Below are 16,256 nucleotides of genomic sequence, written 5' to 3' on the forward strand. Positions count from 1 at the left end.
CTGAGACTTGATCAGATAAGCCAAACAGTTTTACCTTTTCTGAATGCTTGTGACCAAGCAGATGAGTCTTTTCGCTACACCTTTGACATGAACAATGGATCTTCCCTTTGCTTAAACGACCAAACTGCTGATGCAGGACATGCCAATGTAATTGCTTAGCAATGTCATGTTTACGAATAATTACACGATTACGATGATGCCTGTAATAATCTCTGGTTCTCTTGGTTTGATATGGTTTCACTAACTATCACGCTCCCTGGAAGAAGGGCTTAGCCTGCAACTGCCTCCAGAGAAAGAGTTGAACGGTTACAGGCTAAGCGTGAAATTCGTGAAGTATTGAGTTTGAGTCATGTATCATCACCTCGTTTTAAATACATTTAGTTTATTGGGTTACTACAAAAAGGGCAATCCTAAGCGGAAACAATACAAGCGGTAGTAATGAAATTCATGCAAGCCAGATGAATTCCCTTTGTTTGAGAAGAATGCAATAAGCGATTAGAATATGAAAAACGAACAGAAGTATAGCACCTGTAAAGCGAGGTGTTGCATTCAAGTATAGTGTGAAAGGGACATATAAAACTACACTTACGATTATATACTGCCATTTTCGAGAAACGATGGTGATAAACGCTACAATTAGTGAAAGAATTATTGAACAGCGAAAGATAGTGCCTATCAACCTGCCATCCCCTTTCGCTTAATCCTATCCTTCCCACGTACTCCTCATTGAAATACATAGACCAATATCTCAGATCGTCCATTCTACAAACTGCTTTTTGGACATCGATTGCCCATTACGAACGTACCCTTCAAAGAAAATCATTAAATCAAAGTATTGCTTATCCTATGATGCTTTCATCGTCCTTTCGTAATCAGAAAAGGAAATTATATAAAAAAAGGATACTATTGGATGAACTGATCTAACCGACAATCAACAAGTTCTTGGAAGAATTGTTCAAAAGTCGTAAAATGACAAATATGAGTGAATGTTTGTGGAGGAGAGATGACAAAGTGAAGGCAGTTGAAACAAATTTACTAAAGTTTCTGCAAGGGACAAAACAATTCATTATCCCGATTTATCAACGTAAATATAGTTGGACGATTAACCAATGTCGCCAGCTTTGGAATGATATTGTGCGAGCGGCGGAGGATGAGAAGGTAAAGGGTCACTTTGTCGGTTCGATTGTTTATATCGAGCGAGGATTGTATCAGATTTCTTCCGTTCCCCAATTACTTGTAATCGATGGACAACAGCGGATGACCACATTAACCCTGTTTTTACTTGCACTGGGGAAAGCTATTGAAGGAAGTGAGCAAGTATGTGATATTACAAGAAAGAAGATCATGAATTACTATCTGGTCAACAATGACGAAGAGGGTGAGCAACGCCATAAGCTTATTCTTACGAAAAGTGACAAAGACACCTTGATCAGTTTGACAGCAGATAAAAAACTACCTGATGAATATTCACAGCGAGTATACGAAAATTACATGTTTTTCTTAGAAGCAATTCAAAAGAGCGAAGTCGATTTAAACAAGCTATTTCAAGGTATATCGAAGCTAATTGTTGTGGACATATCGCTGGATCGTGATCATGACAATCCTCAATTAATTTTTGAAAGTCTTAACTCTACTGGACTTGATTTATCACAAGCGGATTTAATTCGTAACTTCGTCCTTATGAAATTAGAGCCGAAAGAGCAGACGGACTTATATACCGATTACTGGTATCCAATGGAGAAGAGCTTTGGCAATCTAAACGATTCCACTCTATTTGACCGTTTTATGCGTGATTATTTAACAGTCAAACAAGGGAAAATCCCTAATATTCAAGACGTATATGCAGTGTTTAAGGATCATGTGTATCAACAGAGTGAACATACGGTAACTGAGATTGTCGAAGATATCTATCGATTCTCCAAGTATTTTGTGAAGTTGGCATTTCAGACGGAAAAGGACAAAGATATTAATCAGGTACTTAATGATATTAACTCCTTAAAGGTGGATGTATCGTATCCGTTCCTGCTCGAATTATATGAGGACTATGAACAACTAAAACTTCCCAAAGAAGATTTTATCAAGATTCTAAGAATGGTTGAATCGTATGTGTTCCGAAGATCGATTTGTGGGGTTCCGACAAATTCATTGAACAAAACATTTGCATCAATCAGCAAAGAAGTTGATAAAGATCAATATTTGGAAAGTACAATTGCGGCATTCGTACTTCAAGATTCGCATCGGCGGTTCCCTAAGGATGAAGAGTTTATTCAGGAATCCGTTATAAAAGATGTTTATAATTTCAGAAGTCGCAATTATTTGCTTCGTAAGTTGGAAAACTTCAATCGTAAAGAGATTGTGGACATTGAAAGTTACACGATTGAGCATATTATGCCGCAGAATCCAAATCTTTCGTCCGAATGGAGGCAGGAACTCGGAGCTGATTGGGAGGAGGTTCAGAAGAAATATTTACATATTCTTGGGAATTTAACGCTTACTCGATACAACTCTGAACTTAGTGATAAACCATTTATTGAGAAGCGTGATATGGAGGGGGGCTTTGGAGATAGTCCATTACGGCTGAATAAAGGAATGGGCAAACTTGGTACTTGGAATGAAGTAGAGATCAATAAACGTGCTCGTTCACTTGCAGAACAGTCGGTTCAGGTGTGGGGGTATCCACGTGTTTCTGATGAAATCCTGTCTAAATACAATAAAAAAGCAACAAAAGGGGAATCTGCTACCTATACAATAGCTGATCATCCAGAGTTGCAGGGAGAAATGCTGGAACTATTCGAGGAGTTAAGAAAACGAATATGTAATCTCGATAGCTCCGTTCGTATGGAATACAAAAAGCTGTACATTGCGTTTAAGACAACAACTAATTTCGTGGACATTGTACCGCAAAAGAGTAGACTTCGGTTGAGTCTAAATATGGCTTTCGATGAAATAAATGATCCACAAGGCATATGTAAAGACGTGAGCAATCTGGGACGTTGGGGTAATGGCGACGTAGAAATCGGGCTTTCGTCCATGGATGAAATTGAGAATGCGATGTTTTTAATCAAACAGTCATTCGAAAAGCAGTTGGATGATGAATAAGTTGTTCAATATACAGTAGTAAAGAAATTTGGTATGACGTGGACCAGTAAGATAGACTCTTGCTGGTCTTATACTATTTAGGAGGTCTTTATTAGGTGGCTCTGTTAAAGCTCATTTTTGATTTTCAAGCAACAGAAAAAACAACCTTTTTCAGGGCGGTTGAATTAATCTTACGTTGCTCGTTAAATGCCTTGCTCCCTGCTTCATTCATATCAGTCATTTTTTCAAACCAATTCAATCCGTAAGCAAGAAAAACGTCCCGAATATTAGATACTACTACCTCAATATTGCTCCCATCAGGTTCAATCTACCAGATATCAGTTCTTGCTCTTTCAACAGGATTTTCTAAACATTTGGTGTAATTTAATTGGTCTAATGAACAGCTTAATTCTGTTCGAATGTGACACTCATGTACTTTAGGCAAGAGATTGTCTTTATCATTATCCTGCTCTGAGGGTATAAAGTCATAATAAATTCCTAATTCTACGACAATTGATGTTGGAGTCCAACCTGTAACCTGCGAAAAGTAGTTTCCAACGGAAGAATATTAACCACCTATATACAAGCATTACGCCATCCCCAAAAAATTCTCGTTCGAGCCTTTGTCAATCCATTCTTTTTAAATACAGGAGTTATTATCTTTTGTATAACTTTGTTTATTTCTGCTGTACCAATCACAGTGGTCCCTTCGATTAAGCTCATGATTGCTTTAATATCTTTCCACATCCTTGATTACATTAAACTGCAAGTTAGCTTTATGAAGAAAATCAACACCGACGTTTAACAAAGCCATTATGATAAGTGGCTCTACTAACGTTGAATATATGCAAATGTTATGACAATGTTCATAAGGCTTTCATAACAATGAACAAATGGAGATGCAGTTATTTGGGAATACTCCATCCCTTGTGCATAAGTTAAGATAAAGTTAAGAGGATGTATGAAACAGGTATGAAGATGTACGATCAATTGTGAACAGTTCTAATCAAATGAAGAAGCGACTGTATTTATACACAGTATCTACGATTCCCCTGTGGATACCTTAGTAACTAATCCCTGACTCCACTATTTTACTGATTAATATTTCCCCTCAGTCGATACGGTGTGTGAGATTTCATTTAGACAAGCATTGTTTACGTCTCGAACGCTTGTTATAATTTAACCGAACGTAAGTTCTTATAAAGGGGTGGATATCTATATGCAGTACCGAGTCACACGAGACAATAATATATTCAGTAGTATTCAGAAGCATGCCTCCAGTATCAGAAATGGAGAGTGTGCTTTTTTTATTTCGTTGTGATGAGAACGGTATAGGAATGAGTATTTGAAATGATTTTAGGTTACATGGAACCAAATCATGACAGGGCGTGCCTTATTTTGAATGTAAACAGTATGCGAGGGGGGAGTGAGGGCAGTGAATATAAAATATCCTGAGTTCTCATGGAGTTTGAGCCGCCATAAGACGTTATCCGAGTGTGCCCGTCGCTACTACTTCAGTTACTATGCCTCTCCCATTGGAAGACGAAGGAATGCGTCCAACCTCCAAAAGCATGCTTGGAGACTGAAGAATCTGCAATCACTGGCAATGGTCTTCGGCTCTTCAGTACACGAACAAATACATCGAATTGTAAATTCATTAGATGAACTGAAGGAACTGCCTCTACAGCTTGAGATTATGGCGAATATACGCTCAGACTTGAACAAATCTTATTGTGATTCAAAGTACCGACAGAATCTATGGTTAGAGATGCCGAGTGATTATTCGATTTTGTCTGAAATCTATTTTGATGGTGAATTTTCGCTTGAAGCAATTTCGGATTATCAACAAAGATTGCCTGATACAGTTCACAATCTAATTTCCTGCAATACGGTTAATGACTTATTTCAACGGCGGAAAGATACGGAGTTGATAGCGTCAGAACGGTTTAGATTTATTGAAGTTAGGGGCGTTAAGGTTTGGATCGTAATTGATCTTTTGTACAGGGACTTGGGGAATGGAAAGTATGTGATAACTGATTTCAAGACTGGCAAGAGAAGTGAAAATGATCGAACACAGCTCGCCCTTTATGCCAAGTTCGTAAAAGAATCATTCCAGATCGGCACTGAGGATCAGATTGAGCTTCGGAACGAGTATCTAAACGATGGTTCATTTGTTTCATTCGCCCCAACTCGCTACGATTTTGAAAATATTGATTATCTCATTCATACCAGCATCGATTGGATGCAGTCTTACTTACAGGATATTCAGAATAATGTGCCGCTCGAAATGGAGGCGTTTGAGCAGACAAAGTACGAGCCAACGTGTAGGAGCTGTCAGTTTAGGGAGCTGTGTGGGAAAGCGTGAGCATTCTAAAAGTTGTATCTGGATGCCCGCTTTTGTAAACCTGAATGTTATTGCTTCAATCCCTGAATGAAAAAGTTGTATCTAATTTACCTTCTATAAGGAAGCAGGATGAAATTCAGTACAACTTTTAGTTTTGATCAGAATTCTGGAGTTGATTTCCCAAGAGATTTTCATTGAAACCAAATGTTGCCTAATACTCCAAGATGATTGAATTCTGTTGTCGTAAGACAACAGCTAAGATGTTACTGTATTGTCCCTTGAGTAATTGATAAAAACAATGTCTCAATAAATGAATTGTTGATTTAAACACCAAAGGAGATTGCCATTCTTCAACTGGTAATTCATTTGTTAAACGTCCAAAGACAACATCATCTGCACTCATCAAAATTTAGATAACTGATGCTTCAAGTGTTATTGAAACGCAGGTCAATGCTTATGATAAAAGGTTCTACAGAACAAAGGATTCTCACTACGAGGAAAAGCAGAAAGGAGCCATTTAAGAATGGTAGATGACAAAAAGAAAGACAATACAGCTTCAGGTTTAGCAATTGAGGAAGGCAACCACGTAGGAGGGTATGCAATTTCGGAGAGCTTCGGAATCTTGATTCGGCACTACAGAATGAAAGTAAAAGATCTATCCTTGAAGCAACTGGAGGAAATGAGCCAAGTGTCAAGCTCGTACATCAACAGACTTGAACGAGGTGAAAAAACATCACCAAGCTTACCCGTTGTATTTTCATTGGCAGAGAGCCTTGAGATCCCGTATTCCGTCCTAATGGCGACTATCTTCCAAAAGACAGACGACAAAGAGCAAGGACAGCCATCAATTTCAGACGTGCTGATCCAAAGTAACTTTGCCTTAAACGACCAAGCACTAAGCAAAGAAGCACGTTCCATTCTGATAACGATTAACGAGTTTCTGGTTAATTGCCAATGGGATGCTGGAAGTAAAGTGAAGGAATTGTACATGCTGTCTGAAATGCTGGATGAGTTTAAATCGGCTATATAAAGGATGAGTAAGGGAGGGAAGGCGTTGTCTTCCCTTTCTAAAATGATGGAGAGTGATGTTGAATGAGTAAAAACGGATCCGAGAAAGAGTTTATTCTAACCCTTTTTCTCCTAAAGTATCCCGAATACCTGGAGGATCTCATTGGACAAAAGTTAGAGCTTGCAGAGGCAGAGGTTCCGATTGGCAGACGCAAAGTGGATTTGTATGCGATAAATGTATCTCGGAGATTGCCGATATTTATTGAATCTCAAGTTAACCAATCTGATCAACGTCACTTAGAGAAAGTGCTTGAAATATTAGATGGAACATCGGAGGGAACAATCATCTGGATTGCTTCAGGATTCAATGAGGGTTATCTTCAACGAGTTAGATCATACATGAAGAGTCATAAACACAAGTACATCGATTTTTACGCCTTGCGTTTACATGAACAAGCCATATTGTGGGCAAGTGATCTTAACAAGCTATACAAGCTTGAAGTGTGGGGAAAACTACATTGCATAAGAGATTCGGCGTATCCGCCACTGGAACTGTATGACTCTTATTCACAAGTTCCGTCAACTCATACTGGGCGGATAATAGTGAAGACAAAGTATGATTTTAAGCGGACGGAGGATGTGAAGCAATACATGCTTGAAAAGCTAAGGGGATACGTACCCCACTTAACCAATGTATGGAAAGCTAAGAAGCATAATAGTCACGATTGTCAGCTCTCACTTGGAGGTGGTCGCAATGGTGTTAATTTCAAATTGAGTGCTCATAATAAATATGGACAGGCATCGATTTATCTGCATTTTGATCAATCTCAGGCGGAGTTGTATCACTCATACGAGAGTAAGATTCAAGAGCTTCAGGCAAATATACACCCTGTACTCGTTGCGAAGGATCGAAAAATAGGATTAGGATTTCACCCGCAAGATGAACTGGACGATACTATCAGAAGGTTGGCCAATATACTTGAAAGGATGCTAAAGGTGATGGGACCAGAATTGTATTGGGGGAAATAATGTTGTCATCAAACCGCTTAACAAGCGGTTTTTCTTTTTGGGATGATCCTGTATAATAAAAAAGTAAGAGTAGAGTAATAATGAAGTATAAGCAGATTTTGTGCGAGGTGGTTAATTTGGAACTGAAACTTTTTTATAAAACTCAGAGGGAACTCGCTACGGCGTTAAACGAGATCGTTGATGCTTATTGGGATAATACCGTAAGCGAAGATTCGCTAATGCAGAGTGTGTCGAATATGTACATAAACAACCCGAACAAGATTATAAAGCAAGAACAGTTTACAACGATACTTAAACAACAATGCGGGAAGCGACGATTGGAGGTTATCGAACGGGTACTATTAATGACTGGAATGATGAAGGATCAAAATACTATTGTTGTAAAAGCAGGGAGTTGAGTTATGTCTACAGAATTAGAATATAGTGCTACATTAACAGGGGCTTCATTCCTATTTTTCGAGTTCAAGCAGGTCGTAAGTCTTAAAGTGCAGGGCTTAAATGAGCAAGAGATAAGGGAAAAGGTACTATCAGAGAACTTATTTCAGTATCAGGTCAGTGCAAGCCTTAAAAGAAGCATACCGTCGGTAATACGGAGGACAAGCATTCTCGATAATACATTATGTCGGTTGGTGCTGGAGCATTCGCTGGAGTCGGGAAAGATTATCAACCTTTATGCCATAATGAAAACAGACAGGCTCTTTTATGAATTCATGAATGAGGTCATTCGTGAGAAGCTTGAATCGAATACCTATTTATTGGAGAAGAAGGATCTTAATCTTTATTTTAACTCTAAAGCGGAGCAAGACGAAGGTATTGCTGGATGGACGGAACAAACCGTTACGAAGCTAAAGAATGTCATCCAACGAATCTTACTTGAGTCAGGTGTGTTGAAGGACAAGAAGACAGGCGAGTTAAGCAGGATTATGATGGATGAACAGTTGAAACAACATTTGATCCAAATCGGAGACATTGCTTATGTTCGAGCAATGGGTGAGGTATAGCGTATGGCGAATATTAAAAGTAGGCTTGATAAAATAATACCGAAGATCAGGGAAGATAAGTTCATTGAGGGCAGAGGCTTGGGAAACGAAATTAGCTTCTATGTGTTTGATTACGATCCTGAGAACGAACTGCTGGTTCGAGATTATATCCCTCACGTATTGAAGGAGTTCAGTCACGAAGGTTCTGGACGCAAACTCATTGAGTTCGATTTATATAAGATGCTCATTGAGATTGCCAAAGAGAAACGGATCTATGACCGAATTCCTCAAATGGAAGAAAAACAGGGCAAGGATGCCTTGTTTAAAGCGATGGCTAACTTTGCAAAACCTGAAGTGTTTCTTCAAAAGATAAAGGAACAATTGGCCGATAATAATGTTGTGCTCATTACTGGTGTTGGAAAGGTGTATCCATTCGTACGTTCCCACAATATTCTTAACAATCTTCAAGAGGTGCTGGATAAAACTCCTGTCATTATGTTTTTCCCAGGGAAATACGATGGATTATCATTACGCTTATTTGATCGCTTCAAAGACGATAACTATTATAGAGCATTTCGTTTAGTGGATTAATTTCGAGGGGGAAGACTTGTGCAAATTAAAGACATGTTTGTAAAAGACATTGAACGTAGCATTAAAGGCGTAATAAAGGTTGCTCAAACCGATGAAGATAACATATATCAGGAACTTGATGAATATGTCGTGACACGAGAACTTAATAAGCACTTATCCAAATTCTATGAAAATTATCAGCAAGGTATTGATGGAAATACAGATAAAATGGGCGTTTGGATTTCGGGCTTCTTTGGTTCGGGTAAGTCACATTTTTTGAAGATCCTTGCATACTTGCTTGAAAATAAAAAGGCAAAGGATAAGAGAGCTGTGGATTTCTTTGCTGATAAAATTCAAGATGAACTCATTTACGCTAATATGAAGAGAACGGCAAATGTAGAAACTGAGGTCATTTTATTTAACATCGATTCGAAAAGCTCTTTGGATAACAAGTCGAAAGAGGATGCGATCCTTCGGGTATTCACGAAAGTCTTCTACGAGCATATGGGCTTTTATGGGGATATCCCTGGTGTGGCCGAGATGGAGAAGTACCTGACCAAAGAAGGTGTGTATGAGGACTTTAAACGTGAGTTTAAAGTGGCGGCAGGCGAAGAATGGGTTGACCGCAGAAACACCTTCTATTTTGATGCTGACTATGTAATTGGAGCCTTAAACAAGGTTACTTCCATGTCCGAGGAGACGGCTCGTAACTGGTTCGAGAATGGTGTTAATAACTTTGAGATTAGCATCGAAAAATTTTCGAAGGACGTAAAAGAGTACATTGCTCAGAAGGGGAGCAACTTCCACCTCATTTTCCTGGTCGATGAGATTGGTCAATACATAGGTGACAGTAGACAACTGATGCTTAACTTGCAAACGTTGGCGGAGGATCTCGGAACGCATTGTCAGGGTAAAGTATGGATCATGGTTACTTCGCAGGAGAGCATTGATAGTATTGTTAAGGTGAAGGGTGATGACTTCTCCCGTATTCAAGGACGATTCGATACGAGATTGTCACTCTCCTCCATATCGGTTGATGAGGTAATAAAAAAGCGGATCCTTGATAAGAAGGAACATGTTGCTGATAAATTGAAACTACTTCATCATGAGAAGAGTGCAACACTCAAGAACCTTATGAGCTTTAAGGATAGCACAGCGGATTTGCGTGGCTTTGAAAATGATCTGGAGTTTGCTGATGTATATCCATTCCTTCCATACCAGTTCAAGCTCCTCCAGAACGTTTTCGAACAAGTACGTAAACATGGTAGTTCAGGTAAGCACTTATCTGAAGGGGAGCGTTCCATGCTCTCTGCATTCAAGGAAGCTGGATTGCAGTTTAAGGATGCAGAAGAGGGTACACTCATCCCGTTTTATGCTTTCTACGATACAATTAAGGAGTTCCTAACCCCTACAATCGCAAGGGTTATTGAAGGTGCATATGAGAATCCAGTATTAAAAGACGATCCGTTTAATATGGATCTGCTTAAAGTGTTGTTCATGATTAAGTATATTAAAGAGCTTCCTGCGAATATCGACAATATTGCTACGCTCATGGTTACACAGATCGATGAAGATAAGTTGGCTTTGAAAGAAAAAATCAATGTTTCAATTCGGAAGTTGATAAAAGAAACATTAGTAGAAAAAAATGGGGAGCACTATCAATTCCTTACTGACGATGAACAAGATGTTAATCGTGAAATTAAAGAAATGAAGATTGATGAAGACACTTTGAAGAAAGAGATTAGAACTTATATTTTCGATGGATTATTCGATGTAAAGAGGATTCCTATTTCGAAAAACTATCTATTTTCATATAACAAGAAAATGGATGAGAAAGATTACGGGTCTCAAACAGCAAGTATTGGAATCAATATTCTCTCTCCGTTATCAGATCACTATTCAAAGTCTGAGCAAGAATTAATGCTTATGTCATCTGGATCGAGTGAAATGATTTTACGATTGGGTGGAAGTGAAACATATATTGAGGATATGGAAGAAGCCTTGAAGATTGAAGAGTATATTAAGAAAAACCATCCAGAACAGCCAGAGCATATTCAAAATATTTTTAATAACAAACGTGTCGAAGCGAGAGTACGTAGAGGGAGAGTAAACAGCTTTTTAGAAGAAGCCATCAAAAACGGCACATTCTACATTAACGGTAATAAAGCAGATATTAAAGTTGCGACAGTTAAGGAACGAATCAACGCTGGATTTTACTCACTAATTGAGAATGTGTATACAAAGCTCGGATATGTAAAGAACTTTTTGGAATCGGAAAAGGATCTCCTTTCGATTTTGAGAAGTAATAATGAGCAGTTGACTATAGATGGAGAGTCATCGAATTCAAACGAGCTGGCTGTCAAAGAAGTCATGGACTTTATTGGTCTACAGGATAGCATTCAGAAGCAAATGCGAGTAAAAAGTCTTTTAGATCGTTTCAAAGATAAACCGTATGGGTGGAAAGAGCTTGATATTGCAGGACTGATAGCAGAATTGATGAAGGAACAACGCATCCGTCTTAGACTTAACTCTGAATACTTGGAGCCAGAAGATAGTAATACCTTAAACGCTTTGACCAAGGTAAGTGAAGTTGATAGGGTTATTGTTACGAAACGGGTTAAAGTTGATGAATCACTATTACGAGTGGCGAAGAACATCTGTAAGCAAGTGTTCAATAAAACGGATGTTGCTGAGGATGAAGATGGACTGATTAAGGATATTCGAATTCTTATTGAACAACAGGTTAGCGAAATCAATGCACTGAAGAGCCGTTATGAGGGTAGGAAGTATCCTGGCGGAAGTTTGTTGAATAAAGGTCTTGAGTATTTTGGTGAATTTACGAAGGGTTTGGACAATGTTTCGTTTTTCACCAAACTTCGTGACTTGGAAGACAATTTATTGGATTGGGAAGAAGACGTTACCTATGTAAAGAGCTTCTTCGCTTCACAAAAGGACATCTTTGATAAAGGTCTTCGTGCAATCGAGAAGTACAATGAAAATGATGTGTATTTGTCAGGAGAAGAAATCAAAGGTTTTGCCGATAAACTTCAAGGGATCCTAACGGAAGTACAACCTTACCGCAGAATTAAGGATATTCCTGAGCTTGTGAATAAAATCGATGAGAAGATTCAGGGTGTAATTGAAGAAAGGAAAGTAGCGGCAAAAAACGTTATTCAATTGGATTTGAACTATCTTACGTTGCGAGCTAATGAAGATGGTGTGTCGGATGAAACAAAAGAGCGGATTCTTGCTTATTATGAAAACTTGTTCAACGGAATGGTTGAGCTTGTCGATATCTTTAAGGTGGATGCGACAATAACGCAAAGCACTGCCTTCAAAGACAAACAAGAAATGATTATCAACCGTGAAATTCGTGAATATGAAGAGAAGCAACAAGTAGAACCGCCAGTTACAGGAGTTGGCGGAGGAGATAAACCTCCAGTTATAGTAAAACCTGTTTCTCAGAGAGAACGAGTGAAAGTGAATGAACTGCTTGCTACTAAGACTTTGCGTACGGAAGCAGATGTGGATATGTTGCTGGATACATTGTCAGCAAAGCTAAAACAAATTATTAAGAGTAACAAACAAATCGAGTTTATTGATTAAGTCTGGTGTGCCGTGGCCATAGGCCACGGCACTCTGATTATTATTGTAAAACACATTCCATATTAGGGTTGGTGAATAGGCTCGTGAATAAGACAGCATTGAAAAACTTTGCGACAAATGCACGTAAAGAGCTGATAGATAAGGTCAAGGCAAAAGCCTTTAGAATAGGCATTAATGAGGAGAGTATTAAGAAGGCTCAATTTGAGAGTTCAGATGCCATCTATATTCATGGTAAACAACTCTCCGCAACTGAGAAGAAGCAACGGGAAAAATTAATATACCGAATTAATGAAATCGGATATAAGCAGGTTATGGAGGAAGTAGCGTATACCTGGTTTAATCGTTTTACAGCACTAAGATTCATGGAGGTGAACGATTATCTTCCAGCTAAAGTAAGAGTGTTGTCCTCCAGCAATGCTGACAGTTCTGAGCCAGATATTATTAAAGAGGCAATGACAGTTGACTTAGATATTGATAAAGAAGTGGTTTATGAATTGAAGGTAAATAATAAGACAGAGGAACTCTTTAAATATTTGGTCATCAAGCAATGTAATAGTTTGAATAACGTTCTTCCATTCATGTTTGAAACAATCGATGATTATAAAGAAATTCTATTCCCTGATGGGTTGTTGGCGAAGGATTCATTTCTTCGTGAAATGACTAATGTGACTTCTATTCCCGAATCAGATTGGGAACAGGTTGAGGTTATTGGATGGTTATATCAGTTTTATATCTCCGATGAAAAAGATCGAGTTTTTAAAGAAAAGGCGAAGTTCAAATCTGAAGAAATCCCCTATGCAACGCAGCTATTTACACCAGATTGGATTGTCCGATATATGGTGCAAAACTCACTCGGACGTTATTGGGTTGAGGCACATTCTGAACACAGTAGCTTAACAGATAATTGGGAATTTTATCTTGAAGATCAGGATCGAAAATCTGAAATAGAGAAGAAACTTGCTTCATTCGTAAACAAAGAATTAAATGTTGAAAGTATAAAGTGTTTCGATCCTGCAATGGGAAGCGGTCATATTCTTGTATATATGTTTGATGTGCTATACGAGATTTACACTAAATGTGGTTATATGGAGCGTGAAATACCCAAGCTCATTATTGAGAATAACTTGTTTGGTCTCGATATAGATGACCGAGCGTATCAGCTGGCTTGTTTTTCGGTCGTTATGAAGGCAATGGAATATAACAAACGGTTTCTTAGAAGTGTTGAAAAAGAAGGATTAAAGTTGAATTTGGCTTCTATACAAGAATCCAAAAACCTGACAAGTGAAGATATCTTGTACATTGCAGGGGAGTCTAATGGATCAAATTTAGAACAAACAAAAGAGTTTCTTGAATTGTTTAGAGAAGCTAAGACGATTGGTTCTCTGATTAAGCTAAGTAACTATCCTCAAGAGTTTTTAGAAAATAGATTAGAAATTATTAAAAATCAACCAGTTGACGATTTATTTGTAATGCAATCAAGAGAGAAGTCAATACTCGTCCTTTCTCAACTAATTAAACAAGCTAATATTATGCACACTAAGTATGAAGTGCTTATTACAAACCCACCATACATGGGAGCAAAAAATATGAATACTGTTTTAACAGAATATTTAAATAAACATTATCCTGATTCAAAAACGGATCTGTTTGCATCCTTTATGGAAGCTGATCATTATTTAAAAGACTACAGTTTATTTGCAAGTATTAATCAGCATTCATGGATGTTTTTATCGAGCTATGAACAATTACGCAAGAAAATTTGTAATAATAAACAACTCGATACTATGTTGCATTTGGGTCCGCGAGCTTTTGAAGAAATAGGAGGAGAAGTAGTTCAGTCTACAGCTTTTGTGTTGCGAAATATTGCTGAGAAAAAGATAGACGGTATCTATGTCCGCCTGATTGATGAAAAGACATCAAAAAATAAGAAGGATAAGGCGTTAGAAGCAGTCTATAATCCATCAGTTTCTTATCGCTATTTAATTAATCAAGAGAGTTTCGGCAATATCCCAGGTAATCCGATAGCTTACTGGGTTAGTAACAGTGTTTTAGATCTTTTTGTCGAAAATAGACTGATTGATCATTATGGACAAACAAGAAAAGGGATGGTAACTGCTGATAATAGCAGGTTTATACGTCACTGGAGTGAAGTTAACATTCACAAGATAGGTTTCGGTATTCAAAATAGAACTGACGCGAGAAAAAGTGAGAAAAAGTGGTTTCCATATCAAAAAGGCGGGGAGTACAGGAAGTGGTATGGCAATATTGAAGATGTTGTGAATTGGGAAAATGATGGATTTGAGCTTCTTAATATGAAGGGAAATGGATATAAAGTCGGCTCTACAAATCATAACCTTGATTTTATTTTTAAACCAGCAATTACTTGGAATAAAATAACCAGTGGCAAGCTCTCAGCAAGATATTCAAATGAGGGATTTTTATTTGATGATGCAAGTCCATTTCTTGCCGTAGAGAATAATACGATTGAAAAATACATTTTGGCATTATTATGCTCAAAAATATCGCAACAGATGTTAGAATTCATAAATCCAACTTTAAATTTCCAACCAGGAAATATCAGTAAAATCCCAGTGGTTATAAATAACGAAGATGTTATGGGAATTGTTGAAATTGTAGAAGAAAATGTTTTGCTCTCTAAAGAAGAATGGGACTCATATGAATTATCAATGGAGTTTTCTCAACATCCTTTTTTAAATAATAGTTTTAAAAGTGATACAATTGAAAAAACTTTTACTAATTGGAATAGTTATTCGATTGACAGATTTATGAAAATTAAAAAAAATGAGGAGTGGATAAACGAAAAGCTAATAAAGTTATATAATTTGAAGGGTGAACTCAAAGCGGATTTAAATGATATAGATATAACAATTAGAAAGGCTCAGACTGAAAATGATGTGAAGTCTTTTATTTCATATGCAACTGGATGTTTATTTGGTAGATATTCAATCGATAAAGATGGATTAATATCTGCTGGTGGGGAAATTCCACAAAACAACTATCAGAGCTTTAAACCTGATAAGGATAATATTTTGCCGATTATTTCGGATGCATACTTTGAAGATGATATAGTATCAAGGTTTATTCATTTTGTTGAAGTAACATTTGGTAGTGAATTATCATCAACTAATCTTGAATTCCTTGCTGATTCACTTAAGAGGAAAGAAGGAGAAACAGCTAAAGAAACAATCAGACGTTATTTCCTTAACGACTTCTTTAAGGATCATTTGCTAACGTATAAAAAGAAACCAATCTATTGGTTATTTACTTCTGGAAAACAAAAGGCGTTCAATTGCCTAATTTACATGCATCGCTATGACAAATCAACTTTGTCAAGAATCAGAACAGATTATTTGCATGAACTTCAGATTCGGATGGATGCTGAGAAGAAAACTCTGCTTGATGTTATTAATGGAGATGGAACTACTAAGGAAATTGCGAATGCCCAAAAAGAGCTGAAGTCACTTGATCTGAAAATTGAAGAACTTCGGGCATACGATGAGAAACTCCATCATATGGCGGACATGCAAATCGAAATTGATCTCGATGACGGTGTTGCAATGAACTATGCTAAATTTACAGGCTTACTCGCTCGAATCAAATAAATTGGTTACAATGGGGAT

The 16,256-nt window shown here is 37.7% G+C and carries 9 protein-coding genes; all 9 read left to right on the top strand.

Translation table 11 applies throughout. The annotated features are described in order from the left end of the window. The first annotated feature begins 1,011 nt into the window (after window positions 1-1,011). The 9 genes from CHI14_RS11185 (at window position 1,012) to pglX (ending at window position 16,238) form a co-directional block, all read left to right on the top strand. Window positions 1,012-3,099, top strand: coding sequence for a DUF262 and DUF1524 domain-containing protein (locus tag CHI14_RS11185; protein ID WP_095288520.1), 2,088 nt, complete (start codon window positions 1,012-1,014; stop codon window positions 3,097-3,099). Between the two features lie 1,414 nt (window positions 3,100-4,513). Further along, entirely contained in the window at window positions 4,514-5,443 is a 930-nt protein-coding gene (locus CHI14_RS11190) for a PD-(D/E)XK nuclease family protein (RefSeq protein WP_170948094.1), read from the top strand. Between the two features lie 502 nt (window positions 5,444-5,945). Then, window positions 5,946-6,452 carry a helix-turn-helix domain-containing protein gene (locus CHI14_RS11195; protein ID WP_095288522.1) on the top strand — a complete coding sequence of 169 codons (507 nt, stop codon included), beginning with the start codon at window positions 5,946-5,948 and terminating at the stop codon, window positions 6,450-6,452. A 62-nt stretch (window positions 6,453-6,514) separates the two neighbouring features. After that, entirely contained in the window at window positions 6,515-7,459 is a 945-nt protein-coding gene (locus tag CHI14_RS11200; RefSeq protein WP_095288523.1) for a hypothetical protein, read from the top strand. Between the two features lie 107 nt (window positions 7,460-7,566). Further along, window positions 7,567-7,857 (top strand): TIGR04540 family protein, encoded by a 291-nt coding sequence (locus CHI14_RS11205; protein WP_249281071.1) that lies wholly within the window; start codon window positions 7,567-7,569, stop codon window positions 7,855-7,857. 3 nt (window positions 7,858-7,860) lie between these two features. Continuing rightward, window positions 7,861-8,460 carry a DUF1819 family protein gene (locus CHI14_RS11210; protein WP_095288524.1) on the top strand — a complete coding sequence of 200 codons (600 nt, stop codon included), beginning with the start codon at window positions 7,861-7,863 and terminating at the stop codon, window positions 8,458-8,460. Window positions 8,461-8,463: 3 nt separating this feature from the next. Then, window positions 8,464-9,030 carry a DUF1788 domain-containing protein gene (locus CHI14_RS11215; protein WP_095288525.1) on the top strand — a complete coding sequence of 189 codons (567 nt, stop codon included), beginning with the start codon at window positions 8,464-8,466 and terminating at the stop codon, window positions 9,028-9,030. An 18-nt stretch (window positions 9,031-9,048) separates the two neighbouring features. Then, window positions 9,049-12,615 carry a BREX system P-loop protein BrxC gene (brxC, locus tag CHI14_RS11220; RefSeq protein ID WP_095288526.1) on the top strand — a complete coding sequence of 1,189 codons (3,567 nt, stop codon included), beginning with the start codon at window positions 9,049-9,051 and terminating at the stop codon, window positions 12,613-12,615. 83 nt (window positions 12,616-12,698) lie between these two features. Then, window positions 12,699-16,238, top strand: coding sequence for a BREX-1 system adenine-specific DNA-methyltransferase PglX (pglX, locus tag CHI14_RS11225; RefSeq protein ID WP_095288527.1), 3,540 nt, complete (start codon window positions 12,699-12,701; stop codon window positions 16,236-16,238). Window positions 16,239-16,256 lie beyond the last annotated feature (18 nt).

Source organism: Paenibacillus sp. 7516, from assembly GCF_002272715.1.
GTDB lineage: Bacteria > Bacillota > Bacilli > Paenibacillales > Paenibacillaceae > Paenibacillus > Paenibacillus illinoisensis_A.

Coding starts and splice junctions, on each gene's coding strand:
- CHI14_RS11215 (WP_095288525.1), top strand. CDS start 8,464: ATGGCGAATATTAAAAGTAGGCTTGATAAAATAATACCGAAGATCAGG.
- CHI14_RS11195 (WP_095288522.1), top strand. CDS start 5,946: ATGGTAGATGACAAAAAGAAAGACAATACAGCTTCAGGTTTAGCAATT.
- CHI14_RS11200 (WP_095288523.1), top strand. CDS start 6,515: ATGAGTAAAAACGGATCCGAGAAAGAGTTTATTCTAACCCTTTTTCTC.
- CHI14_RS11210 (WP_095288524.1), top strand. CDS start 7,861: ATGTCTACAGAATTAGAATATAGTGCTACATTAACAGGGGCTTCATTC.